Consider the following 22906-nt stretch of genomic DNA (forward strand, 5'->3'; position numbering starts at 1 on the left):
AGCCCCGCGGGCTGAAGAACGTCACCGGCTGATCCCGCCCACGACCCGTGGCCCGCCAGGCACCCCCCGGCGGGCCACGGGTGCCGCCCTCTACGTGTCCGCGCTGGTGAGACGGCGCAGGCGGTGCCTGAGGTGCTGCCGCTCGGCCAGGTTGACGGTGGTGGCGATGGCGCGGCGGTAGGCGTCCGCCGCGCCGTCGGTCCTGCCCGCCCGCTCCAGCAGGTGGGCGCGGACGGCGTCGAGCCTGGGCAGGCGGGGGTGCTGGGACCCCAGCGCGTCGACGTGGGCGAGGGCGACGTCGGGCCCGCTGACCATGGCCTGCGCGACGATGCGGTTGAGGGTGATCGTGGGGTTGGCGTGGCCGGTCACGAGTTCGAGGAGCCGGTAGAGCGCGAGGATCTCGGCCCAGTCCGTCGCCCCGGTGTCGGGGGCCTCCGCGTGCAGGGCCGCGATGCAGGCCTGGAGCAGGTAGGGGCCGGGATCGGCACCGGGGGCGGCCCGCTGGACCAGGTCGATCCCCTCGCTGATCAGCCCCCGGTCCCAGAGCGCCCGGTCCTGCTCGTCGAGCGGTCTGAGGAGTCCGTCCGGTCCGACCCTGGCCGGGTGGCGGGCCTCGGTGAGCAGCATCAGGGCCAGCAGACCGGTGATCTCGGTGGAGTCGGGGAGGCCGCGCAGCAGGAGCCTGGTCAGGTGGATCGCCTCGGCGGCGAGGTCCGCGTCGCGGGGTGGTGCGCCGGTGGTCGTGTGGTGGGCCTCGGTGAACATCAGGTAGAGCACGTCGAGCACGGCCGTGATCCGCTCGGGGGTGGGAGCGGGCGGCGGGAGCGGCAGGCCGAGCTGGGAGACGCGGCGCTTGGCCCGCGTGATCCGCTGGGCGATGGTGGCCTCGGGGACCTGGTGGACGGTGGCGATCTGGGCGGTGGTCAGCCCGGCGACCGCCCGCAGGGTCAGCGCCACCTGCCCGGCGCGCGGCAGGTCGGGGTGGCAGCACAGCAGCAGGACCAGCAGCGAGTCGTCGGTCTGGACGGCCTCCGACCCCTCCGGGGGCGATGCCAGCGCGGTGCGGACCTCGCGGTCCCGGCGTCGGGCGTCGCCGCGGGCCTGGTCGGCGTAGCGACGGCGAGCGGTCACGGTGAGCCAGCCCAGCGGGTCGTCGGGGTACCGCGCGGGCCACTGCTGGTGCGCCTGGAGGAGCGCCTCCTGGACGGCGTCCTCGCACAGGTCGAACCGGGCGCTGCCGTGGGCGCGCAGCAGCCGGGCGAGGACCTGCCGCGTGAGTTCGCGCCACAGGTCCCCGCCCGGCGCGGGCGCAGCGGTCACCCGTCCCCCAGGTCGGAGAACATCACCGGCCGCAGTTCCAGGGCCAGGCCGGGGATCATCGCGTCGGGGATCTGCTTGGCCAGCTCCACCGCTCGCGCCTCGTCCTCGACGTCGACGAGGTAGAAGCCGCCCATGAACTCCTTGCTCTCGACGAACGGGCCGTCGGTCACCTCGGGCTGCCCGCCGGTGGCGCGGACGACCTTCGACCGGCTGGGGTCGGCCAGGGCCTGGGTCGCGATGAACTCACCGCGTTCCTTGGTGGCGGCCGTGAACGCGGCGTGCCCGTCACCGATCCGCCTCTGCTGCTCGTCGGTGAGCCGCTCCAGCACCTCGGGGTCGACCTGCATCAGGATCAAGTACTTCACCGCTACCTCCTGGTAGGTGGGCCGCCCCTCGTGGCGGTTCACCAGGGGGTCGTCACCGATCCGGCGGACACGACACCACGCGGCCGACATCTTCCCCCGGTTCCTCGGCCGCCGCTGTCGTGCCGGGTGCGGCGGTGACGACCAGGGGGCATGGCGATCACGCCGGACCGACGACGAAGGGATCGGCCATGACCCAGCGGACCAGGGTCCACTGCTTCAGCGTCACCAGGGACGGGATCGGGGCGGGCGAGGCGCAGAGCGCCGAGCGCCCCTTCGGCCACGCGGACCCCGGCGACCTGTTCGCCTGGGCGGGCGCGACGGCCAGCTGGGTCAACCGCACCGATCCCGGCGGCACCAGGGGCCTGGACGACCGCATGACCCGCGACTTCACCCACAACATCGGTGCCGAGATCATGGGGCGCAACAAGTTCGGCCCGGTCCGCGGCCCGTGGCGGAACCACGGGTGGAAGGGCTGGTGGGGCGAGGAGCCCCCGTTCCACACCCCCGTCTTCGTCCTGACCCACCACGAGCGACCGTCGTTCACGCTCGGCGACACGACGTTCCACTTCCTCGACGCGACGCCGCACGCCGCGCTGGAGCGGGCGAAGGCCGCCGCGGAGGGCCGGGACGTGCGCATCGGCGGCGGCGTGACCACCGTCCGGGAGTTCCTCGACGCGGACCTGGTCGACGAGATGCACATCGCGGTCGCCCCGTGCGAACTCGGCGGCGGCCTGCGGCTCTGGGACAGCCCGGACGAGCTGACCGACCGGTTCCACCTGGAACGCGTGCCGAGCCCGAGCGGCGTCGTGCACCACCTCTTCTGGCGGCGGTAGGCGCGCGGCGAGCCGGGTCCGGTTCCACCCACCGGACCCGGCGGTGCGCCGCCGCGGCGGTTCGGGTGAGGATTACCCCGTGCACATCGCGGTGGAGATAGTGGCCCTGGTCGTGACCGTCCTGGTCGTCAGCGCCGTGGCGCGGAGATTGGACTGGTCCGCACCCCTGTGCCTGATCGCCGTGGGCGTCGTCGCGTCCTACCTGCCGGGGGTGCCCGAGTACCACCTCGACCCCGAGGTGGTGCTGCTCGGGCTGCTCCCCCCGCTGCTGTACTCGGCGGCCATCCAGACGTCGCTGGTCGACTTCCGGAGGAACCGCGGGGCGATCGGGCTGATGTCGGTCGGGCTCGTCGTGTTCACCGCCGTCGGCGTCGGCCTGGTCGCGTGGGCGGTGGTCCCCGACCTGCCGCTGGCCGCGGGGATCGCGCTCGGCGCCGTCGTGGCGCCCCCGGACGCGGTCGCCGCCAGCGCGGTCGCCCGACGGGTCGGGATGCCCCGCAAGCTGACCCGGCTCCTGGAGGCCGAGAGCCTGTTCAACGACGCGGCGGCGCTGGTCGCCCTCCGCACGGCCATCGCCGCGCTGGCGGGTTCGATCAGCCTGTGGCAGGTCGGCGCCGACTTCCTGCTCGCGGCGGTCGGCGGGATCGCCGTCGGACTGGTCGTCGGGTTCGCGACCGCGTTCGTCCGGTCCCGGCTCGACGAGCCCGTGCTGGACACCGCGCTGTCGTTCGCGGTGCCGTTCATCGCCTACCTCCCGGCCGAGGCGATCCACGGCTCCGGCGTGCTGGCCGTGGTGATCGCCGGCCTGATCCTGGGGCACAAGGCCCCGCGGATCCTCTCCGGCTCGACCCGGCTGGCCAGCAGGCTCAACTGGCAGACCATCGCGTTCCTGCTGGAGAACACCGTCTTCCTGCTGATCGGCCTCCAGTTGCGGCGGATCCTCACCGAGGTCGACCAGTCCGGCCTGTCCACGGCGATGCTCACCTGGATCTGCGTCGCGGTGCTCGGCGCGACGATCCTCACGCGGATCGTGTGGCTGGTCGGGATCGGCACGATGAAACGCGTGCAGCGCCGCCTGATGCCGGGCAGGACGAGGGGGAAGGTCTGGCCGTGGCGCTACTCGGCGGTGATCTCCTGGGCGGGGATGCGCGGGGTGGTCACGCTCGCCGCGGCGTTCATCCTGCCCACGGACACCCCGCAGCGCGCGGTGCTCGTGCTGGCGGCGTTCGTCGTCGTGGCGGGCACGCTGTCCCTCCAGGGCATGACGCTGCCCCCGCTGATCCGGCGGCTGCGGCTGCCGCGTCCCGACCCGGCCGAGGACGCGCTCCAGGAGGCGGCCGTCCTGCACGACATGACCCGCGCGGCGCTGGTGAAGCTGGAGGAGATCCAGACGCCCGACGACCCGCCGGAGATCGTCCAGCGCCTCCGCGACCAGATGCGGAACCGCTCCGACTCGGCGTGGGAGCGGCTCGGCAGGCAGAGCGCGCTGGCCGAGACGCCCAGCGACGCCTACCGCAGGCTGCGGCTCGAACTCCTGGAGGTGGAGCGCGAGCAGTTCCTGAAGGCCCGTGACAGCGGGAGCGCCGACGACGACGTCCTGCGCCGCGTGCTGGCGCGGCTCGACATCGAGGAGTCGATGCTCGACCGCCACGAGGAGGAGCCCGAGGTCGAGGGCCGCGAGTTGCGCACGCCTGCGGCCACGGCCGGGTCGTGCAAGCACCTGGCCCACGAGTGGGTCGAGAGGGCTCCCGACTCCCCGGACGCCTGCCAGGCCTGCGTCGCCGAGGGGATGACGTGGGTGCACCTGCGGATGTGCCTCAAGTGCGGCACCGTGGCGTGCTGCGACTCCTCGCCGGGCCGCCACTCCGCCCAGCACTTCCACGACACCCGGCACCCGGTGATGCGCAGCTTCGAACCGGGCGAGACCTGGCGGTGGTGCTTCGTGGACAAGCAGCTGGGCTGATCCGCGCCGTCTCGGCTCTGGCAGCGGCGCGTGCCGGTGGGACACCGTGACGGCGCATGCCGCTACTCGAACGGGCGTCGCAGAGGACGGAACTCGACTACGGGAAGTAGAGCAAACCTCGTCTCAACCGGTCGCTCGTCACCCGTTCGGCCCTAGTGATCTCTACCCGCCGCCATGCCCCGGAGCGGGGACTGGGCCGATCGCGGCCTCTTGTGTGAGAGCGGTTTCACGCGGTGTGGATTGGTCCATACCTATTGCGTCAACCGACCGGACCGGTCGTACCGCGCACGACCGGCATGACAAGAGGAGTTCCGAATGTCGATCCCCCGGTTCCTGAAGCGCGCCGGAGTGGCGGTGAGCGCGCTCGCGGCAGCCACCGGCGCGCTCGTGCTCCCCGCCACGACCTCGTCGGCCGAACCGTCCACATCGGCCGCGTCCTTCGTGGTCAGCGAGGCCCAGTTCAACCAGATCTTCCCCGGCCGCAACAGCTTCTACACCTACGGCGGGCTGACGGCCGCCCTGGACGCCTACCCCGGCTTCGCCAACACCGGCGACGACGCGGTGAAGAAGCGGGAGGCCGCGGCGTTCCTGGCCAACGTCAACCACGAGACCGGCGGCCTGGTCCACATCGTCGAGCAGAACCAGGCGAACTACCCGCACTACTGCGACGCCGGCCAGCCCTACGGCTGCCCCGCGGGCCAGGCCGCGTACTACGGCCGCGGCCCGATCCAGCTGAGCTGGAACTTCAACTACAAGGCCGCGGGTGACAACCTCGGCATCGACCTGCTCCACAACCCGTACCTGGTCGAGCAGGACGCGGCCGTCGCGTGGAAGACCGGCCTCTGGTACTGGAACACCCAGACCGGCCCCGGCACGATCACCCCGCACGACGCGATGGTGACCGGCCGCGGCTTCGGCGAGACCATCCGCGGCATCAACGGCTCCATCGAGTGCGACGGCGGCAACCCGGCCCAGGTGCAGAGCCGGATCGACAAGTACACGCAGATCACCGGCATCCTCGGCGTCCCGGCCGGCGACAACCTGTCCTGCTGAGCCCGGCGCGGTGACGAGGGCCTTCCCGGACGGTCCGGGGAGGCCTCCACGCGGTCAGGGCCGACCGGACCGGCGTTCGCGCACGGCGGCCACGACCTTCGCGACCTGGGCGTCGAAGGCGTCGAGCTGCTCGGCCTCGGCGGCGCTCGCGACGAACGCGCGGCGGTCGCAGGCCGCGCCCCCGCGCCAGACCCTCTCGATCGCGCGGGTCGCGGTGATGTCGGCCAACGGGTCGCCGGACACGAGGACCAGGTCCGCGCGCCGCCCGACCGCGACACGCCCCCGGTCGGGCAGGCCGAACACGCGTGCCGGTTCGGTGGTGGCGGCGGCCAGTGCCCGCGCCGGGCTGAGGCCGCACCCGACGAGGAGTTCCAGCTCGCGGTGCAGGCTCGCCCCGAACACGGTGCCGGGGTTGGGGGCGTCGGTGCCCGCCAGCAGCGCGACTCCCGCGTCGGCCAGTCTCCGCACGTTGTCCCGCGCCTGCGAGTAGGGCGGCGTGTTCCAGCGACGCGGACCGGGGCCGCCCGCGGTCAGCCGCCGCGTCCAGGCGGCCCCGAGCGCCTCGGCCAGCCGGGGGTCGCCCGCCACCGCGGCGCCGCCGGGTTCACCGAGGGTGTTCTCGATGGTGGCCAGCGTCGGACCGACCGCGATCCCGGCCTCGGCGACGCGCGCGACCAGGGCCTCGTCCAGCGCGGTGTCGGCGGGGACGTGGGCGACCACGTCGACACCGGCCGACACGACCTGCTCCAGACCGGCCGTCGAACTCACGTGGGCGACGACGAGCAGGCCGCGGGCGTGCGCGGCGGTGACCAGTGCCGCGATGGTGTCGGAGTCCAGCGACGGCCAGAGGCCGCCGACGCCGGAGATGACCTTCAGGTAGTGCGAGCCCTCCGCGATCCGGTCCGCGACGAACCGCTCGGCCTGGTCGGGGGCCGTCAGCGTCGGGATCGGGGCGTACAGCGCCGACGGGTGCCCGTCCGGCGCGGTGGCACCGACACCCGAGGACCGGACGTCGGCCACGTCCGACCGGGAGCCCGCCTGCTCCTCGGCCGCGGCCACCGCGTCGGGCTTGCTGAACATGTCCAGGACGGTGGTCACGCCGAACGTCAGCGATTGCGCGAGGGCACCGGGGGCGAGGTGCACGTGGGCGTCGATCAGGCCGGGGAGCACCGTCCCGCCACCCGCGTCGACCACCTCGTCGCCCTCGCGGGCGGCCGAGGTGACCGAGCACCCGGTGATCAGGCCGCCGTCGAACCGGACCGACGTCCAGTCGCGCACCGCCGTCCCGTCGAACACCCGCGCGTTCACGATCGTCGTCACCCGCGAGGTCCTCGACGACACCCCGTCCCCCCGTCCCCGTCCGCTACCGCCGGTCATTCAACTGCACGCCCCGCGAGGTCCGGACGACACCCCTGTTGCCGTTCAGGTCCGTCCCAGGGGGTTGCACCTTCCGCAGCGGCATGTGGTCCAGTGGACCCACGTCCCGATCCCTTGAGGAAGGTCCCTGCTCGTGCACCCGTCTTTCACGCCACCCCGCCAGGTCAAGATCGGTGACGCGGCGGCCTTCGTCGGCACCACACCGCGGGCGATCCGCCACTACCACGAGATCGGCCTGCTCCCCGAGCCCGAGCGGGGTGGTGACGGCCGCCGCCGCTACGGGTACGAGGACATGATCCGCCTGCTGTGGGTCCGCAAGATGGCCGACGCCGGGATCGCCCTGGACGACATCCGTGACGCCTTCACCACCGGCACGGCGTCCGCGGGCGCGGACGGCGGCGACGGCATCGCGGACATCCTGGAGCGGTTGGAGGACACCCTCGCCGAGCAGGAGGCGGAGGTGCGGCGGCAGCGGACCGCCGTGAGGCGGATGCGCGCCGAAGGCAGCCGGACGGGCCTGCTCTCCGACTTCGTCACCGAACGCCTCAAGAACCTGCCCGAAGGTGCCCTGCGCCAGGCGGACCTGGACACCCTGCTGGTCACCGAGCGGATCTTCGGCCCGCTCGGCGCGGCGCTCCAGGCCACCCGCTTCATCGCCCTGGCCACGCACCCCGCCCTGCGGGAGGAATCCGACCGCGTCGACGACGCCGAGGAGGCGCTCGACGACAGCGTCGCCGTCGACGACCCGCGGGTGGCTCGGGTGGCCGCCGAGCGGCACGCCTTCGAGAACACCCTGCACGCCGTCATCGAGGAGTCCGGCTTGAACGAGGACGACGACGCCCTCCTGGACGCCTGGGACGCCGTGCACCCCCCTGAGGACGAGGCCGACGTCTGCACCACCAAGCGGGGGGCAGGCTCCATGAGCGTTCTCGAGGCCGTCGGCAAGATGCCCTACGACTGGTCCCCCGCCCGCCTGCGCTGCATCGAACTGGCCGAAGAGCTGTCCGCCCAGGACTCCCCCGCCACCTGACCACGGCCCAGCGCGCCGGTGGTGGCACCAGGAGGCACGCCGGGTCCTGGTGCCACCAGCCGCTAGCCGGTGTAGCGGGCGTCCGAGCCGTAGAGCTCCCTGGTGAAGGCGGAGATGTAGGTCTGCGCGTTGGCGGCGCCGAGGTTGTAGGTCAGGTAGACGCCGTACCCCTCGCTCACCGTCCGCCTCGCGAAACTGGCGGCGGTGCTGCTGGCCGTCGCGCTGATCTGCACCGCCGCGGGCGAGAGCCTGGACTTGGGCAGCGCCAGGCCGGGCACGCTCCACGTGCCGTAGTAGGGGTTCCAGGCGTAGTCGAACTTCGAGGTGATGTCCACGCCCCCGTACGACAGCCGCGACGCCGACGGACCGATGTTGTACAGCGTGATGAGCTTGTTCGGCATCAACGCGCGCAACGCCGTGACCAGGTGCACGAACGAGCTGGCGTTCGGCTGGCCGGTGCCGTTCTTGCCGTACTCCGAGTACTCGTCGTCGAAGTCGATGCCGTCCAGGCCGTACCTGGTCACGGTGTCGGACAGCTGCTTCGCGAACGCCTCTGCGGCCTGCTTGGTCGGGAAGTTGGCGAACCCGGCACCCTCGTGGTTGCCGAGGATCGACAGCGTGACCTTGATGCCCTTGGCCTGCAGGGGCCGGACCTCGGTGGCCACGTTGTCGAGCACGCGCTGCACGTTCGGGTTGAAGTACAGGTAGGCCGACTTCGTCGTGACGTTGTAGTTGATGTTGGCGGCGAAGATGACACCGATGTCGAAGACGTTGCCGCCGCCGTTCGCGAGCGTGTACCTGCCCACGTTCAGCATGCTGTTGTTGTTCACCTCGACGTACGCCACGGAGACCGGCCCGGTCTTCGCGAGCGCGCTCGCCGTGGTCGTGGTCCCGCTGGTCATCAGTACGACCGCCGCTACGAGCGCACCGATCCGACGAACTCCGGACACCATTGATCAACTCCCATCGACTGGGGTTGGCAGGGCTATCACGATCAGCGAACCAGCAGCGAAGTCCCGCCGTCCACGTGTCCCGACACGTCTGTCCGGTGAGTTGTCCGCTCACGCGGACCGGTCGACCCGAGCCCGGCGTCGCTGACGACCGGGAGCGGGAGGCGGGGTCAGGCAGGCGCCCGCACCGGGGCGGCGGACCGCGCGCCGCGAGGGCGTTCGTCCACTGGTGGACCTCGACGCGGTCCGGTTCCCGCCCGCGCTCCCACTCCAGCGGCGCCACCCTGATCCGCAGGCACGACACCGCCGCGACGTCCTGTTCGCCATGCTCCGCACCGGCATCCCGACGCAGTTCCCGCCCCGCTGCGGCCTGACCACCACACCGAGACCGATTCCCCTGTGCGGCACCGCGATCCGGTCGGCCTCAGGTCTCGCCGAAGCCGCGGCGAGGGCGACGGTCGACGAGATCGCGCGTTCCGGCGGGACCGCGTTCGCCGTCGGGGCGGAACTGGGTGTGGACGACGACGTCGAGACGCTCTTCGCGGGAGTCGAGGAGGGCCTGGCCGGGCGACCGCCCGACGTCCTCGTCACCAACGCGGCGGGCCCGCCGGCGGGCCCGCTGGGCACCACGACGCGGGCCGAGTTCGACCACCTCTTCGCCGTGGACGTGCGGGCGCCGTACTTCACCGTCCAGCGCGCCCTCCCCTGCTCCGCGACGGCGGCCGGACCATCACGATCTCGTCGGTCGCGACCAGGATGGCCGACCTCGTCGCGGGCTCGACGGCGCTCGGCCGACCGGGCGAACCCGAGGACGTCGCCGACGTGGTCGCGTTCCTCGCCTCCGACGCCGCGCGCTGGATCACCGGTCAGGTCGTCGACGCGAGCGGCGGGCTCGTCCTCGGTCCACGGGCCTGATCGTCGACAATGGCCCCACGCGACACGGCGGGAGGCAGCGATGGGGCGGGTGGCGGTCGCCGTGGTGGTCGTGGTGCTCGCGACGACGGGGTGCGGGACGCGGGACGAGCCCGTGCTCGGTGTCGGTGACGAGGCCGAGGTGCGGGCGTCGATCGTCTCGGGACGCGGGCAGGGCGGCACGGCGCTCATCGGGATCACGCCGGTCGAGGTGCGCCGCGGCGAGCCCGCCGACCTCGCCGGGCGCACGTACACCGACGACGACCTCGCCACGGTGGCGACGCCCGACGGCACGCCGCACTACGTCGACGCGCGGCTGGTGAACAAGGGCGACGAGGAGCTGACCAGCGGTCCCGCCGCGCACGGCGTCGACAGCACGGGCGCGGAGCTGGAGGACCTCAACACGTCGGGCCTGCACCCGCCGGTGGTGGCGTGCGGGACGCCCGCCCTGGGGCTGTCGCCCACGGCGGTCTCCGGCTACACCACGTGCTACCTGTTCGTCGTGCCGCCGGGCAGGCGGCTGGACCGGCTCAGGGTCGGCGACGCGGAGTGGAAGCTCGGGTAGCGCCGGTCAGGCGGGCTGCAACGACGCCGGGTAGAGCCAGCTGCCCGGCGTGTCCTGCGCCGGGTTGGTGTAGTAGTCCTTCACGGCCGCGACGTACTCCTGCACGCTGACCGCGCCGTCGCCGTCGGTGTCGAGGTGCGTGAACGCCAGCCCGCACTCGGCCTCGGACAGCCCGCGCGCGGTCAGCAGCACCTCGAACTCGGCCGCGTCGACCCGACCGTCCCCGTTGGTGTCCGCGATGTCGAGCAGCGACGCCACGGCCTCGGGGAACACCACGTCGAACGCGCCGCCGTCGACGAGCGCCAGGGCCATCGCCCGCTGGTACTCCCGCGGCGAGATCCGGCCGTCGCGGTCGGCGTCGCAGTGCTGGACGAGGGTGTCCCAGAACCCGTCGTACGCCTCGACCAGCTCCCGCCCCCGTTCCGAGGAGGCGGGTTCGCCGAACGCCTGGAGCAGCCGCTCGGCCAGGGCGTAGAAGTCGGCGAGCTCGATGACCCCGTTGCCGTTGACGTCGTAGTGGGCGAACGTCGAGTCGATCCTGTGCTGCAACACCTGCCTCATGGTCAGGCACTGTGGTTCGACCCGGCGGCGACCGCAACCCGGGTCGCCCACTCAGGTGGAGTTGTTCAACCGGTTCAGCCACCGCGGGCGGCTCGGCGTCCACCAGTTGAGGTCGCCGAGCAGGACCATCGCGGCCGGGACGAGCAGGCAGCGGACGACGGTCGCGTCCACGGCGATGGCGACCGCGAGGCCGACGCCGAACATCTTGATCGTCGGGTCGTCGTTGGGCACGAACGCGAGGAACACCCCGACCATGATCGCCGCCGCCGCGGTGATCACCCGACCGGTGCCGAGCAGGCCCTCGCGGACCGACCGCCGGTTGTCCCCGGTCAGCTCCCAGCGACGCCGGACGTCGCTCAGCAGGAACACCTCGTAGTCCATCGACAGGCCGAACAGCAGCGCGAAGAGCACCAGCGGCACGAAGCTTGGAACGGGCACCGGACCGGAGAGCCCGATCCACGTCGCACCCCATCCCCAGGTGAACACCGCCGTCAGGACGCCGTAGGCCGCCCCGATGGAGACGAGGTCCACCACGGCCGCCTTGAGGGCCAGCAGCGGTGCCCGGAAGGCGAGCAGCAGGACCACGACCGACAGCAGCAGCACGACCGCGATGACGAGCGGCAGCGTGTCGGTGACCCGGTCGGCGAGGTCCACCCTGGCCGCGGTGGTGCCGCCGACGTGCACGGTCATGCCCGGCACGGACTGGTTCCGCAGGCGGTGCACGAGGTCCGCCGTCGCCGGGTCGCCGCCCGAGGTCGAGGCGATCACCTGGACCGTCACGACCCGCCCGTCCTCGGACGGCGTCGCGGGCCCGACGGCGGCCACCCCCGGCTGGGCCCGCGCCATCGCCACCAGCGGGGCCGCGCGGGGATCCCGCTCGTCGGCGACCGGCGTCGACAACCGGCCGAGCACGGTCAGCGGCGTGGCCACGCCGGGGCCGAACGCCGCCGAGACGGCGTCGTTCGCCCGGCGGACGGCGGTGGACTCCGGCGAGGACCCGGCGTCGAGCTGACCGAGCCGCAGGTCGGTCGCCGGTGCGGCGAGCAGGACCAGCAGCACGACCGCGACCCCGCCCGCCAGCACCGGCCGGCGGGTCACCCGATCCGCCTGGCGGGCCCAGAAACCGCCGGAACCGGCGCGGCGCGCCAGCCGGTCGTGCAGCGCCCCGCCGCGGGCGATCCGCCCGCCCGCCTGCGAGAGCAGGGCGGGGAGCAGGGTGAGCGCGGCGAGGACGGCGAACAGGACCGCGATCCCGCACGTCCAGGCGAGGGTCCGCAGCAGCGGCACCCCGGTCAGGCCCAGTCCCGCGAGCGCGACCGCGACCGTCACCCCGGCGACGACCACCGCCGGGCCGGAGTCGGCGACCGCGCGGTCCACGGCCCGCGGCACCGCGAGACCCGACCGCGTCACCGCCCGGAACCGGCTGAGCAGGAACAGCGAGTAGTCGATGCCGACACCGAGGCCGATCATGAGCGCCAGCGTCGACGCCTGGGCGGGGATCGACGTCAGGTTCCCGGCGAGCCCCACGACCCCCAGCGTCGCGAGCACCGACAGCGCCGAGGTCAGCAGCGCCAGCACCGCTCCGGCGAGACCGCCGAGCGCGAGGAAGAGCACGAGCGCGGCCAGGAGCACGCCGAAGTACTCGTCGCCGGTGCTGCCCGAGCCGTCGACGACCTGGGCGAGCGCCCCGCCGGGCAGCACCCGCAGGCCCGCGTCGGCGGCGGGCCGGGCGGCGTCGGTGACGGCGTGCGCCACCGCCCTGGTGAGTTCGGCACGGCGGACGTCCAGACCCACCGTGAACCAGCCGGTGCGCCCGTCCGCGGACAGCGACCCGTCGCGCGTCGAGGGTGCCGTCACCGCGGTCACGTGCTCGGCCCCGCGCAGGGACGCCGCCGTCGCCGCCAGCACGCCGGCGCGGGCCCCGTCGTCCAGCCTCCCGTCCGGGGCCACCACGATCACGGTCCCGCCGGTGAGCGGCGCCGTCGGTGACGCGGTCAGGTCCCGCACCAGTTGGGCGTCGGTCCCCGGCAGGCTCACGTCGTTGTCCGTCGGCGCGCCGACCACCCTCGTGGCCACCACCAGCGCCGCCACCAGCACCAGCCACGCGCCGATCACGGCGACCCGGTGCCGGACGCACACCCGGCCCACCGCGGCGACGGCCCGTGCCGCCCGATCGTGGTGCGGCACGGCCCCCATCGGTCCTCCAGCGCTCCCGTGCGGCCGAACGGTTCGGGAAGCCGTGCGGCGATCGGGGAACTCTAGCGAGGTGCGCCACCGGTCGACCACGGTCGGCGACCGCCCGACCCGCCCGAACCCCGTCTCAGCAGAAGACCGTGATCGCGCCCGGCAGGCCGGGGAACTCCGCCTTCGCGGCGGCCGTCAGGCAGTCGTTGAAGTCCGGCCCCTCCTCGGCCTGTCCGTGGTGGTCGCCGTAGCCCGCCTCTCCCCCGCGCGCCGTGACGCCCTGCCGCCGCAGGCACTCCACGGCGTCGTCCCGCAGCAGGGGGTGCGGCTCCCCAGGGTGGGCCGCGAGGTAGGCGGGCTCGTGGAGACGCGCCTCGGCGAGCCGGACCGGCACCGCCGGGCCCTGGCGATCCTCCGGCGGAGCGGCAACCGCGACGACGAACCGGCCGCCCACAACGGACTCGGCGAGGCCGCGGGGGATCACCCCTCGGCCCACGGGCACCGCACCCGCGCCCGCGACCTCCACCGGGCACTGGGCGCACCCGAACCGCACTAGCCCGCGACGACCGCCGCGGCCGACTGTCGGGGTGGTCCACTACGGTCGGTCGCGCCACGCGATCGAGGGGGAAGCACATGCGGCACGACCTGTCCTGGGCCGACGCCCACCCTGGCTCACACCCGTTCCTCGGGGAGATCTTCTCCCTGGCCTTCGTGCGCGGCGTCGAACCGCTGGACGCGCTCACCCGCGTCGGCGCGCTGCCGGACACCCTGGCCCGGCGGACACCGGAGGAGGTCTCGCGGCTGCACGAGTACGACCACGGCTACCCGGAGGTGGTCTCCGCGTTGGCCCTCGGCGAGTGGACCGTGCTCTGCCAGCCGACCGGCTTCGAGCTGACCCACCTGGTCGACGCGCTGTCGCGCGGCACCGAGGCGGTCGCCCTGCTGCGGCACGACTACGCCAGCCCTGGCTTCACCCACGCCGTGGACGGCGCGGTCGTCACCGGCTTCGACCCGAAGCACCCCGGCAGGCGCTACGGCACCGATCCCGACCGCCTGCTCCCGCTGATGCGCGAGGCGGGCTTCGAGCCGGACTCCACCGCGGGCCAGTACGACCACTCCACCAGCCGCGCCCTCCGCCTGGCCGGACTCGTCACCGGCGTCGTCCCCACCTTCGACCAGCTCACCGCGCCGCTGCCGAGCGCGCACATCGACCCCTGGTTCACCCGCACCCGACCGCGCACCACCGCCGACGCGCACGACCTGGCCGAGCGGATCGTCGCGGAGCTGCACCTCGGGAGCACCCCCGGCCTGGCCCCGGCGCTGGCCGCCGCCCGACGGGGCGATCCCGTGGTGGTCTCCCCCGACAGCGAGCTGGGCGGGCACGTGCGCGAGTGGTCGAGCACGGCGCGCCGCGCGAGCTGGTCGCTCAACGACCCCGGCGGGCGGCACCGGATGACCGACGAGGAACGCCACCGCGGCTACCGCCTCGGCCACCTGGTCCAGGCACTGGCCGCCGCGTTCCGCGCCGACCTGGCCTGAGCCCACCCCGCCTTCTTCCCGACCCACGTGCCTCGGCCGACCGCGGAGGGTCGGCTCGATCCCCCGCTCGCACTGCCTCCTGTCACCAGGGCGTGATGAGGTCGAGCGACGAGGCTGCGGCGAACACCCCGGCCAGGACCGCCACCAGCGGCGGAGGTAGTGCCTTGACCGCCTCCGCAGCTGCGTGTAGCACGACCGACAGCACTCGGTTGATCCAGAACGTGGTCCGCCCGACAACGTCCCCGTAGGTGTAGGCGTACGACGACGGGGTCTTCTCGACGCGGCGACTCCGGCTGCTCCAGCGGTACTCCGGGAAGATCAGCAGCATGGCCACCCCGGCGACGGCGCCGCGCAGCGCGGACGCCACCAGGCGCAGGAGGAACGGCGCTGCCCAGCGCGTGGCCAGGCAAGCGCACACGACCACGGCCACGACGAACAGGACGCCCGACGGGACGAGCGGGCCGACGATCCTCGCGGAGAGGATCACGGCAGGCTCACATTGCCGTTGCCGCTGACCACCGGTTCCCTGATCGCCTCACCGGAGGGGACGAAGCGCGGCTGCCCGCTGCCGGTGAGCACCCTGAAGATCGACTCCTGCGCCATCTGCAGGGCGGTCCGCACCTGGTCGTCGATCTGCCAGCGGTCGAGCGCATCGGATTCGAGCAGGCGGTTCATGAAGTTGAAGGTCGCCCGGAGGCGGCTGTCCCTCTCTTCCACGAGGACCTTGACCACGGAGTCGATGTCCTCGGGTTTCAGGGTGAGTTGCAGCGCGAACTGGTCAAAGTCGCCTTCGGCGATGATCGTCCGGAAGTGGTTGACCTTGCGCTGGATGTCCGACTGTCCGAGGCTCGTGTCATCCATCGCCAGTCGAACGTGCGGCCGCACCCACAGACCGCGGTCCTCACCCAGCGAGTCGTCGTCCAGCTCCTCGTTGGCGCAGTTCTCGGCCTGGGCGGCGTCCGCGATGTCGAACCTGCGCGTCACCGCCCGCAGCCGTGCGAGCAGCCGCGGAGACAGAGCCTTGCGCACATCGGTGACGCCGGCCTGGACGACCAGTGCCGGATCGGTCACCCTCCACTCCAGATCGACTATCGCCTTGAAGCAGATCTTGTCGCCGCAGCTGGGCAGGTAGGCCTCGACGGTGGACACGTGGATGCCGAGATCCACCTCGTACACCGTGCGGACCTTGTTCCACACCAACTCCCCGGTGGTGGGCTGTCCCGCCGCCGGATAGGTGAGGCAGTTGCCCGAGCGCGTGACGAAGACGCGAGCGACCCTGGCTCCGACCGGCAGCCGCCGGTAGAGCAGCTCGAACCGCTTCACGTGGAGCTCGTCCACGATCGGACCACCAAAGCTGGGTGCCGCGACGGGAGCGGGCGGTCGAGGGCGGTCCTCCGCGCTCGTGGCGGCCGGTGGTCGTTCCTCGGTCTGCACGGGGATGTTCTCGGAGTCCACACTGGAATCCGGCTGTGTCATGACGATTCCCTTCTGTGCGCGGGCACGCGGATCGCCTCTTCGAGAGACCGGGCGGCGTCACCCTCGAGCGGGTCGCTCCAGTCGTGCCGCAAGCGGTTGAGCAGGTGGTGGAGTCGGTGCACGTCGAGCTCGTCGCGCACCAGGTGTGGCACGAAGTCGATCAGGGCGCGCAGGCACTCGTCGTCCTTCTCCGCCGCTCGGATCCACGGCCCGAACAGGTACCTGGCGACGAAGTCGCCCCGCCGTCCACGCAGGCCCCACCACAGCAGGTCGGCGATCGGGGTGGTCAGGTGTCGTTGCTCGTCCTGCAACGCCAGCAGCAGCGGCCAACGCTCCCGAGCCCTGGGTGTAGGGCGTTCCACCCGTCCGGCCGACAGCCTCAGGTGGTCCAGGTCGAAGCCGTGCATGTGGATCAGGTAGTACATCGCCCACCAGGCGAGCTTGCGGATGCTCTGCCGCTCGCTGGAAGCCCACTCGGCGAGCTTGCCCAGCACCGGCTCCACCTCGCCGAACGCGAACAGGTTCGCCACGCTGTAGCCGGACGCCTGCACCAGGGCGGAGTTCATCCTCTCGTCCAAGGCGGACTGCTGCTCGGACGGCGTTCCCAGGACCCTCAGCTCCTCGAAGGTCGACTTGATCGACCTCCGCCCGAGGTCGTAGCCCAGCGCCGACGCGGCGGTCCAGCGCTCGGCGTCCGTGCCGTACCGGCGCCAGATCTCAAGCTGCTCGTCAACCGCGTCCGCGACCCGTTCGTCCCGCGCCGCCTGGTCGAGCGCGACGGCGGCGAACAGCCGGCGCTGCTTCCTCCGCTTGCCCACCGACGACGCGCCGGGAAGGATCATGTCCTCAAAGGTGAAGTGGAAGTCCAGCGAGCAGAACAGCCCGGTCGCCTGCGCTGCACGGACCCAGATCATCGGGCGGGCGTCCTTGCTCAGCGCCTTGAGCCACTGGACCATGTACTTGCGCAGACCGTGGTGGTTCTTCCACACGTAGCTGAGCAGCACGACCGGGAGGCGGTCGTCCGAGTACTTCGCGAGCCCGACCGGGACGCGCTCCAGACCCGCAGCGACCCAGCCCTCCACGACCTCGGCCCGCGACTTCGACAACCGGCTCTGGTGGTCGTCGCCGAACAGCGAGGACTGGCTCGTGGAAACCCCCTTGAGGTCCTTGACGAAGCAGTTGGCGAGCTGACGGCCTGCCTCTGCGACCATGTTGTAGGGCGACCTGTTCAGCACCGCCAACGCGATGCGGAACGCCGCCAGCCGCAGGGCGTCACCCAGTTCGCCCGAACGGAGCCCCGCGAGCCCGGCGAACCACTCCACGACCTGTCGCTGCACCAACTGGGCTGCCTGGGCCTCGACCTCGTCCAAGCCAATGGTGCCGCGGCCGTACTCGGCGAGCAGGCGAGCCGTCCGGGCGACCTCCACAGGCCGCGGGACAGGACCGAGCGCTCGGCGCAGACGAGCGGATTCACCGAGCCTGCGCAACAGCTCATGCGCGTCCTGGCCGTCCTCGCGCACCTCTTCCACGAGATGGCTCTCCAGGACCCTGTCGGACTCCGGTGGGCTGTACGGAACCGCGTAGTTGCCCAGGTGCCAACCCTGAAGGCCATCGCGTTCAGCGATGAGGACGATGCTGCTCCCGCTGTCCCCCACCAGATCTCGCAGCCTGTCGAGCTGGGTTTGCGTCGTGGAACTGCCCGCCGCACCGAGAAGCTCCACGACGTAGCCGTGTCCGCTCTCGAAGTCGTTGGACGTCAGCGCGCCGATGTCCTGCCCGGCGTCGAACCGGGAGACCACCTCGGATCCGACGTCGTCGAGCAGTCGCACCGCCGTGGTGAAGCGCCCGGTGCCGGGTTCGCCGCAGAGCACCAGAACCCGGCGATCCTCCAGGGTCGACACCATGTCGTCGTAACCGGTGACCGGCACGTAGCGAGCACGCACGGCCTCCAACTCGTCCTCGTGCACCGAGCCCGACCGGCGTGTGCCACCGCGGCCCGACGAGTAGTGGTAGTGCCGGTCCCCGACGTGCATCTCGTCCACCGTGGAATCGCGGATGAACGCCATGGGGCCGTCGGTCGTGAGGTTGCGGCCCTCGTCGTACGCCTCACCGAAGGCGCGTCGGTCCGAACCGTAGAGCGCGTCCGGGTCGTTGCTCTCCGAGGCCGCTTTGCTGTTGCCGGCACCGTCCTTCGCCGCCGTCGGGTTCTTCTCCCCGGCCTTCGCCTGACCGGCGCCGCGCTCGCCGCCTTTGGCGGGTTCACCACCCTTGGCCGGTCCGGCACCCGACGTACCGGGAGCCGCCGTTCGGCTGGCTCCACCGCTCGCGCCCTCACCGCTCATCGCGGCGCCTCGCCTTCATGTTGATCACCGCCGCGTTGAACTGCTCGCCTATCCGTGCGCGGCCCTGGACGAACACGGTGGGGCCCTTGAGCACGTCTCCCGAACCCGATCCGCGACGTCGCTTCTCGGCCTTGGCCGGTCTCGGCGGCACCGAGTAACCCGGTACGCGCACCCAACCGCCGAGGGGTTCCTCGACCCGCCGGTAGGAGCTCAGTTCGTTCGGAACTCCCCTGCGGCGCACGACCGACTCGTACAGTTCGTCCGACACGACGACGACGAGGTTCTTGGTCCGAGCCGCGGCCAGCACCCGCCTCGCGTAGTCGGAACCGGCCAGATCGGCGGCCAACTCCTCGTTCTCGACGGAGACCCCCACCCGCACCGGGAACCGCACATCGGCGGCGACCCGGTCGAGCCACGCGGTGAGCACGTCCGCGTGCGGAACATCGGCAGGCACCACGCAGACCAATCGGTCGTCCGCGACGCTGACGTCGATGCCCTCCCCCTGAAGAGATTGGGAGATCGCCGCCCGCAGTTCGGTCGGGTCTTCGTCGTCGGGGCGCAGCACCACTACCAACTCCCGCTGAACCTCCCGCGCCGGAGGCAGGAGTGCGGGAACCACGTGGGCGGAACGTCGTGCGACGGGCCTGCGCACGCTCTCGTCGTTGTCGATGACCAGTCTCTGCAACTTCTCGAGTTCCGCGTCCACTTCGAGCCCTCCGTTCTCGACGACTTGCTTGCGGTGCGTGGCGAAGGTGTCGAGCGCGTCCTGCGTGCGCCCGGCGAAGTGCAGGGAGGACATCGCGAGTCGGGTGACTTCGGCATTGGCGGGGTGCTCCAGGAACAGTTGGAGCAAGCCGGGTACGCACTCGCGGTACCGCCCGAGGCCGATCTCGATCTCGGCCAGGCGGATCTGGGCGGCAAGGCGTTGTTCGACCAGTGCGGCCCGGTAGGTGTTGATCCGGCGACTCCGCAGCCCGGCGAGGGGCACCCCTTCAGCCAGTTCCAGAGCTTCCGCGAGCAACGTGGCCGCATGGCCGTCGGCGACGGAGCGGGCTTGGGCGGTCAACGCCTCGAAGCGGCGGACGTCGACCTGCGCGTCCACGACGTCCAACCGGCAGAGCCTGTTCTTGCTCTCCAGCAGGTCACCGATCCCGGCTGTGACCAGTCTGCCGCGCAACCGCGTCATGTACCTGCCTATCTCCGACTCGGCGTGCTCCGGAGGGTCTTCCCAGAGCCACTCGGGCAACGCTTCGCGCCGCACCGGCATGCCATTACCGGCGAGCGCGACGAGCAAGCACTGTTCCTTCTCGGTGCCGAGGTGAACGCGCTCGCCGTCGCGGTATGCCGCCACCTGACCCCACAATCGGAATTCGACTGGTAGACCGGTCATCTTCGCCCTTTCGTTTCGATGTTCTTCCACTGGTGGACCTGCACCCGTGCAGTGGTGGTGCCAGTCGGGTGCAGCGCTCCTGCCAGTCGCTTCCAGCTGCGCGGCAAGCAATTCGGCCAGTTCAGCGGACCAACCTCTGTCCATGCGACGGAAATGCCGGAGCAGGACAGGGGATGGAATAGTGGACGCCAAGAGCAGGAACTGGAAGAAGAGCTCGTTCAGCGAGGGTGGCGGCGCGTGCGTCGAGGTGGCCATGATCTCGAACGGCGTGCTCGTCAGGGATTCGAAGAACCCCAGCGGACCGGAGTTGTGGTTCACCTCCCTCGAGTGGATCGCATTCCTGTACGGCGTGATGGCTGGCGAGTTCGGCGTTCAGTGACGGACCGGTGAGCGCGGGTGCGGCGACTGGTCGCCGCACCCGGCTCAGCCGGTGGACGAGCGGATGTCTTCGGCAAGGGTGAGCAGCAACGAGCGAGCGTGGTCGTCGAAGACCGCCATCCGCTCCAGTCGGGACCAGCTGTTCTCGTACAGCTCGATGCTCTCGACGTCCACGACCTCGACGGGGCCGTGGATCATCTCGACCGCCACGAAGGTCCCGCGACCCTCATCTGGTCCCTCGTAGATGACGAACCCGTGGGAGAGCGTCGTCAACGCCTCGGCGTCGAGCGGGATCACGCCGAACGACACGTTGTCGAGCGTGCTGATCGAGACGAGGCGGTCGAGTTGGGCGAGCAACAGCCGGGACGGACCCGGTCGCCAGCGCAGAGCCGCCTCGGTGATCAGGAAGTCGAAGCGCCGCTCCGGCTCGAACACCAACTGCTGCCGACGCAGGCGGGCGGCGACAGCGGCACTCCGGTCCTCGTCGGAGTACGGCACCTGGAACAGGGAGAAGACGCGACGCGCGTAGTCGGCGGTCTGGAGCAGACCGGGCACCACCGAGTGCTGGTAGGTGCGCACCCGGACCGCCATGGTCTCCAGTGCGTGGACCTCGTCCTGGAGGTGGCCCCGGTCCCGGAACAGCGCGGGCCAGTGTCGCGCCTCCCGGTGCGCGATCCTGGTCAACGCGTCGAGCCGTTCCCTCGTGTCGTTGGACGCCTCCAGGGCGACGACCCACGCCGCCACCTCGGGGAGCGAGGGGAGCACGGTTCCCGCCTCGATCCTGGACACCTTCGACTGGCTCATGTCGATGCGCTGGCCGAGTTCACGACCCGAGACGCCGGACAGGCCGCGCAGTTGGCGCAGTTCCGCGGCCAGCCGCGCGCGCCCGGTCGAAGCCGAGTCAGCGTTCTCCGCCGCCATGTCCATCCCGCGGTCACCCTCATTCGGAATGATGTTGATTCCATTTGACTTGACTTGATTCAATTTGAGTCAACACTCAACCAGTGTGATATCGCGGTGTCAAGAATTTTTCGAGCAATGCTCACTAGACCACGTGAGCAGGAATGCCATGGCGTGGAACGTGACGACGATTCAGGCCAGGTGGGCGGGCTCAGCAAGGCTGTCGGTACCCGCCAGGAGTGCGAACCGAGAACGACCTGCGCGCAGATCGGAGACCGAACGCCGAGGACCGCAGGTACCGCAGGAACGGAGATGTCGCGTCCACCCGGCGTGGGTCAGGATTGATCGGTCGGCCGCGCGCCGTCACCGAGCCACCACCGCGACCGCGGTAGGTCGAACTCCGTGAACGCCCGCTGCGCCCGCTCCACTGGCAGGCGCACCCCGGCCGGGTCCTTCCTACCGTCCGCCCCATTCAGTCTCGTGTGCGCGTCCACACCGGCGGGACCGACGTGGAAACCCCTCGGCGATGTTCGCGCCGTCGAGCCCGCCCGCGAGGATCACGGGTCGCGGGGCGCGAGGCCACCGACGGCCTGGAAGTCAACGTGCGCCACCACGTCCAGCATCGCCTCGCCGAGCAGCGGGGCGCTCATGCCGCTGAGGCTGGTGACCCGGAGGTCGACGTGGCTGGCGGAGACGACCACTCCCCCGCGGGCAGGATCAGACGTCCCTCGACGACGACGCGCTGCTTGATGAGGGCGAGCAGGTCGTCGCGGACCCCGAGCCCGCTCGCGAGCGGAGTTCGGCCAGTCGACGCACCGCAGCCCTCCCACAGCATCCGGAGAGCAGGAAGAAGAAGGCGTGTCCTCACCGAATGCCCCGTTTCCTCGCCGCAGCCGGCACAGCGGGCCACAGCAGGGACCTACCAGGACAACCCGTGTCCTGGTAGGTCACGTGATCGGGTGAACCGACGAACGCCTGCGGTCAGATGTTGTACCCACCGGCGACCTCGATGGTCTGGGCGTTGATCCAGCGCCCGTCCTGCGACAGCAGGGTGGCGACCACCGAGCCGACCTCCTCGGGCTCGCCCACGCGGCCCAGGGAGGTCTGACCCGCCAGCAGCTCCTCGAACTCCGGCGTCAGCCCACCGCCCAGCTCCGTGCGGATGGCGCCCGGTGCGACCGCGTTCGCGCGGATCCCCCGCTCGCCGAACTCCTTCGCGATGTAGCGGGTCAGCACTTCGAGGCCTCCCTTGAAACTGGCGTAGGGAGCCACTCCCGGCGTCGCGACGCGCGAGGTCGCGCTCGCCATGTTCACCACCGAGCCACCGTCCGCGATCAGCGGGAGCAGGGTCTGCGTCAGGAAGAACGGGCCCTTCAGGTGCACGGCGAACAGCGCGTCGAACTCCGCCTCCGACACCGACGCGATCGGCGTGTGCACGCCGTGGCCCGCGTTGTTCACCAGCCCGTCGATCCCCTCACGGCCCCACTTCTCCCGCACCGCGGCCAGGAGCGCCTCGCGGAACGCACCGAACGACGGCACGTCGGAGACGTCCAGCGGCAGCGCGAGCGCCGTGCCGCCCGCTTCGACGATCTCGTCCACCACCCGTGCCGCCGACTCGGGATTCGACCTGTAGGTCACGACGACGCCCATGCCCCGGCCCGCACACGCCCGTGCCGCTGCCGCGCCCAGACCCCGACTGCCACCGGTGATGACGACGATCCGCATTGTGCTCATCCCTTCGACCTGTTCGACGACACCGAGTCAACCC

Annotated in this window: 21 protein-coding genes and 1 pseudogene; 9 read left to right on the top strand and 13 right to left on the bottom strand. The window is 71.6% G+C overall.

The genetic code is table 11. The features are described from left to right. Positions 1–90: 90 nt before the first annotated feature. A complete protein-coding gene (locus tag VFZ92_RS22420; RefSeq protein ID WP_330877970.1) occupies positions 91–1320 on the bottom strand; it encodes an RNA polymerase sigma factor in 1230 nt (409 codons plus the stop codon). Further along, entirely contained in the window at positions 1317–1685 is a 369-nt protein-coding gene (locus tag VFZ92_RS22425; RefSeq protein WP_330877971.1) for a YciI family protein, read from the bottom strand. Before VFZ92_RS22425 ends, VFZ92_RS22420 begins: the two co-directional genes overlap by 4 nt. Before the next feature lie 188 nt (positions 1686–1873). Here VFZ92_RS22425 and VFZ92_RS22430 point away from each other — a divergent pair, with 188 nt between their 5' ends. The 3 genes from VFZ92_RS22430 to VFZ92_RS22440 all read left to right on the top strand — a co-directional run bounded on the left by VFZ92_RS22430 (position 1874) and on the right by VFZ92_RS22440 (position 5534). Further along, complete coding sequence (locus VFZ92_RS22430; RefSeq protein ID WP_330877972.1) at positions 1874–2518, top strand: dihydrofolate reductase family protein; 645 nt, start codon at positions 1874–1876, stop codon at positions 2516–2518. Between the two features lie 79 nt (positions 2519–2597). Then, entirely contained in the window at positions 2598–4481 is a 1884-nt protein-coding gene (locus VFZ92_RS22435) for a Na+/H+ antiporter (protein WP_330877973.1), read from the top strand. 315 nt (positions 4482–4796) lie between these two features. Beyond that, a complete protein-coding gene (locus tag VFZ92_RS22440; RefSeq protein WP_330877974.1) occupies positions 4797–5534 on the top strand; it encodes a chitinase in 738 nt (245 codons plus the stop codon). A 54-nt stretch (positions 5535–5588) separates the two neighbouring features. Here the strand turns inward: VFZ92_RS22440 and VFZ92_RS22445 are convergent, their stop codons facing one another. Next, entirely contained in the window at positions 5589–6854 is a 1266-nt protein-coding gene (locus VFZ92_RS22445) for an amidohydrolase family protein (protein WP_330877975.1), read from the bottom strand. Positions 6855–7044: 190 nt separating this feature from the next. Here VFZ92_RS22445 and VFZ92_RS22450 point away from each other — a divergent pair, with 190 nt between their 5' ends. Next, positions 7045–7941 carry a MerR family transcriptional regulator gene (locus VFZ92_RS22450; RefSeq protein ID WP_330877976.1) on the top strand — a complete coding sequence of 299 codons (897 nt, stop codon included), beginning with the start codon at positions 7045–7047 and terminating at the stop codon, positions 7939–7941. A 62-nt stretch (positions 7942–8003) separates the two neighbouring features. Here the strand turns inward: VFZ92_RS22450 and VFZ92_RS22455 are convergent, their stop codons facing one another. Beyond that, positions 8004–8843: an endo-beta-N-acetylglucosaminidase H gene (locus VFZ92_RS22455; protein ID WP_330877977.1), complete on the bottom strand. Its 840-nt coding sequence runs from the start codon at positions 8841–8843 to the stop codon at positions 8004–8006. 373 nt (positions 8844–9216) lie between these two features. Between VFZ92_RS22455 and VFZ92_RS22460 the strand changes: the two are divergent. The 3 genes and pseudogenes from VFZ92_RS22460 to VFZ92_RS22470 all read left to right on the top strand — a co-directional run. Next, positions 9217–9546 (top strand): annotated as a pseudogene (locus VFZ92_RS22460) (short-chain dehydrogenase); the annotation flags it as partial. A gap of 101 nt (positions 9547–9647) precedes the next feature. Beyond that, complete coding sequence (locus VFZ92_RS22465; RefSeq protein WP_330877998.1) at positions 9648–9806, top strand: SDR family oxidoreductase; 159 nt, start codon at positions 9648–9650, stop codon at positions 9804–9806. A 40-nt stretch (positions 9807–9846) separates the two neighbouring features. Beyond that, entirely contained in the window at positions 9847–10368 is a 522-nt protein-coding gene (locus VFZ92_RS22470) for a hypothetical protein (RefSeq protein WP_330877999.1), read from the top strand. A gap of 6 nt (positions 10369–10374) precedes the next feature. On the opposite strand, the gene VFZ92_RS22475 is transcribed toward VFZ92_RS22470, so the two are convergent. The 3 genes from VFZ92_RS22475 to VFZ92_RS22485 all read right to left on the bottom strand — a co-directional run bounded on the left by VFZ92_RS22475 (position 10375) and on the right by VFZ92_RS22485 (position 13609). Beyond that, on the bottom strand, positions 10375–10929 hold the full coding sequence (locus VFZ92_RS22475; RefSeq protein WP_330877978.1) for an EF-hand domain-containing protein: 555 nt from the start codon (positions 10927–10929) through the stop codon (positions 10375–10377). A 51-nt stretch (positions 10930–10980) separates the two neighbouring features. Next, on the bottom strand, positions 10981–13116 hold the full coding sequence (locus VFZ92_RS22480) for an MMPL family transporter (RefSeq protein ID WP_330877979.1): 2136 nt from the start codon (positions 13114–13116) through the stop codon (positions 10981–10983). Positions 13117–13249: 133 nt separating this feature from the next. Then, positions 13250–13609, bottom strand: a complete 360-nt coding sequence (locus VFZ92_RS22485) for a hypothetical protein (protein ID WP_330877980.1) — start codon at positions 13607–13609, stop codon at positions 13250–13252. 137 nt (positions 13610–13746) lie between these two features. Between VFZ92_RS22485 and VFZ92_RS22490 the strand changes: the two genes are divergently transcribed. Beyond that, on the top strand, positions 13747–14652 hold the full coding sequence (locus VFZ92_RS22490; protein WP_330877981.1) for a DUF6461 domain-containing protein: 906 nt from the start codon (positions 13747–13749) through the stop codon (positions 14650–14652). An 82-nt stretch (positions 14653–14734) separates the two neighbouring features. On the opposite strand, the gene VFZ92_RS22495 is transcribed toward VFZ92_RS22490, so the two are convergent. From VFZ92_RS22495 to VFZ92_RS22510, 4 genes are all read right to left on the bottom strand, one after another. Then, positions 14735–15139 (bottom strand): hypothetical protein, encoded by a 405-nt coding sequence (locus VFZ92_RS22495; protein ID WP_330877982.1) that lies wholly within the window; start codon positions 15137–15139, stop codon positions 14735–14737. Continuing rightward, positions 15136–15990, bottom strand: a complete 855-nt coding sequence (locus VFZ92_RS22500; RefSeq protein ID WP_330877983.1) for a hypothetical protein — start codon at positions 15988–15990, stop codon at positions 15136–15138. The genes VFZ92_RS22495 and VFZ92_RS22500 overlap by 4 nt, the downstream gene beginning before the upstream one ends. A 134-nt stretch (positions 15991–16124) precedes the next feature. Further along, entirely contained in the window at positions 16125–18470 is a 2346-nt protein-coding gene (locus VFZ92_RS22505) for a hypothetical protein (RefSeq protein WP_330877984.1), read from the bottom strand. Beyond that, entirely contained in the window at positions 18460–20115 is a 1656-nt protein-coding gene (locus VFZ92_RS22510; protein WP_330877985.1) for an AfsR/SARP family transcriptional regulator, read from the bottom strand. The genes VFZ92_RS22505 and VFZ92_RS22510 overlap by 11 nt, the downstream gene beginning before the upstream one ends. Between VFZ92_RS22510 and VFZ92_RS22515 the strand changes: the two genes are divergently transcribed. Beyond that, the gene (locus VFZ92_RS22515; protein ID WP_330877986.1) at positions 20114–20239 is read left to right on the top strand and encodes a DUF397 domain-containing protein; all 126 of its coding nucleotides are present in this window, start codon (positions 20114–20116) and stop codon (positions 20237–20239) included. The two genes, VFZ92_RS22510 and VFZ92_RS22515, sit on opposite strands and share 2 nt — an antisense overlap. Before the next feature lie 44 nt (positions 20240–20283). Here VFZ92_RS22515 and VFZ92_RS22520 read toward each other — a convergent pair whose 3' ends face one another. Continuing rightward, positions 20284–21165, bottom strand: coding sequence for a helix-turn-helix transcriptional regulator (locus VFZ92_RS22520; RefSeq protein ID WP_330877987.1), 882 nt, complete (start codon positions 21163–21165; stop codon positions 20284–20286). A gap of 954 nt (positions 21166–22119) precedes the next feature. Next, the gene (locus tag VFZ92_RS22525; RefSeq protein ID WP_330877988.1) at positions 22120–22872 is read right to left on the bottom strand and encodes an SDR family oxidoreductase; all 753 of its coding nucleotides are present in this window, start codon (positions 22870–22872) and stop codon (positions 22120–22122) included. Between the last annotated feature and the right edge of the window lie 34 nt (positions 22873–22906).

Source organism: Umezawaea sp., from assembly GCF_036375055.1.
GTDB lineage: Bacteria > Actinomycetota > Actinomycetes > Mycobacteriales > Pseudonocardiaceae > Umezawaea.